Below are 1,838 nucleotides of genomic sequence, written 5' to 3'. Positions count from 1 at the left end.
TTGACTCTGAAAGAGGAAAGCGTAATATACGCCACCTCGAGTTAGCAAGCGAAAGCGCGTAACTCACTGCTCTTTAACAATTTATCAGACAATCTGTGTGGGCACTCGCAGGATTGATATCTCAGATACCTTCGGGTATCAAAAAAATATCAAGTCTTGAAGAGTGACCAAGCAGTAATTCATTTAGTTGAATTATTACGAAAGTTAATTTTTGAGCACCGCTTCACGAGTTGAAGCAAATCAAGCTTTTAATTGAAGAGTTTGATCATGGCTCAGATTGAACGCTGGCGGCAGGCCTAACACATGCAAGTCGAGCGGTAGCACAGGGAGCTTGCTCCTGGGTGACGAGCGGCGGACGGGTGAGTAATGTCTGGGAAACTGCCTGATGGAGGGGGATAACTACTGGAAACGGTAGCTAATACCGCATAACGTCTTCGGACCAAAGAGGGGGACCTTCGGGCCTCTTGCCATCAGATGTGCCCAGATGGGATTAGCTAGTAGGTGAGGTAATGGCTCACCTAGGCGACGATCCCTAGCTGGTCTGAGAGGATGACCAGCCACACTGGAACTGAGACACGGTCCAGACTCCTACGGGAGGCAGCAGTGGGGAATATTGCACAATGGGCGCAAGCCTGATGCAGCCATGCCGCGTGTATGAAGAAGGCCTTCGGGTTGTAAAGTACTTTCAGCGAGGAGGAAGGCATTGTGGTTAATAACCGCAGTGATTGACGTTACTCGCAGAAGAAGCACCGGCTAACTCCGTGCCAGCAGCCGCGGTAATACGGAGGGTGCAAGCGTTAATCGGAATTACTGGGCGTAAAGCGCACGCAGGCGGTCTGTCAAGTCGGATGTGAAATCCCCGGGCTCAACCTGGGAACTGCATTCGAAACTGGCAGGCTAGAGTCTTGTAGAGGGGGGTAGAATTCCAGGTGTAGCGGTGAAATGCGTAGAGATCTGGAGGAATACCGGTGGCGAAGGCGGCCCCCTGGACAAAGACTGACGCTCAGGTGCGAAAGCGTGGGGAGCAAACAGGATTAGATACCCTGGTAGTCCACGCCGTAAACGATGTCGACTTGGAGGTTGTTCCCTTGAGGAGTGGCTTCCGGAGCTAACGCGTTAAGTCGACCGCCTGGGGAGTACGGCCGCAAGGTTAAAACTCAAATGAATTGACGGGGGCCCGCACAAGCGGTGGAGCATGTGGTTTAATTCGATGCAACGCGAAGAACCTTACCTACTCTTGACATCCACGGAATTCGGCAGAGATGCCTTAGTGCCTTCGGGAACCGTGAGACAGGTGCTGCATGGCTGTCGTCAGCTCGTGTTGTGAAATGTTGGGTTAAGTCCCGCAACGAGCGCAACCCTTATCCTTTGTTGCCAGCGGTTCGGCCGGGAACTCAAAGGAGACTGCCAGTGATAAACTGGAGGAAGGTGGGGATGACGTCAAGTCATCATGGCCCTTACGAGTAGGGCTACACACGTGCTACAATGGCGCATACAAAGAGAAGCGACCTCGCGAGAGCAAGCGGACCTCATAAAGTGCGTCGTAGTCCGGATCGGAGTCTGCAACTCGACTCCGTGAAGTCGGAATCGCTAGTAATCGTAGATCAGAATGCTACGGTGAATACGTTCCCGGGCCTTGTACACACCGCCCGTCACACCATGGGAGTGGGTTGCAAAAGAAGTAGGTAGCTTAACCTTCGGGAGGGCGCTTACCACTTTGTGATTCATGACTGGGGTGAAGTCGTAACAAGGTAACCGTAGGGGAACCTGCGGTTGGATCACCTCCTTACCTGAAAGATACGAACTTGCGTAGTGCTCACACAGATTGTCTGATAGAA

The 1,838-nt window shown here is 52.3% G+C and carries 1 rRNA gene; it reads left to right on the top strand.

Annotated features, from left to right (window positions below):
- Positions 1 to 249 precede the first annotated feature (249 nt).
- Positions 250 to 1,789: ribosomal RNA gene (locus tag M2371_RS21575) — 16S ribosomal RNA — on the top strand.
- The last annotated feature ends 49 nt before the right edge of the window (positions 1,790 to 1,838 follow it).

The organism is Buttiauxella sp. BIGb0471 (assembly GCF_024807715.1).
GTDB classification, from domain to species: Bacteria; Pseudomonadota; Gammaproteobacteria; order Enterobacterales; family Enterobacteriaceae; genus Buttiauxella; species Buttiauxella agrestis.
Note: the sequence above shows the minus strand (reverse complement) of the source record. Positions and strands in the feature narration are given on the sequence as shown.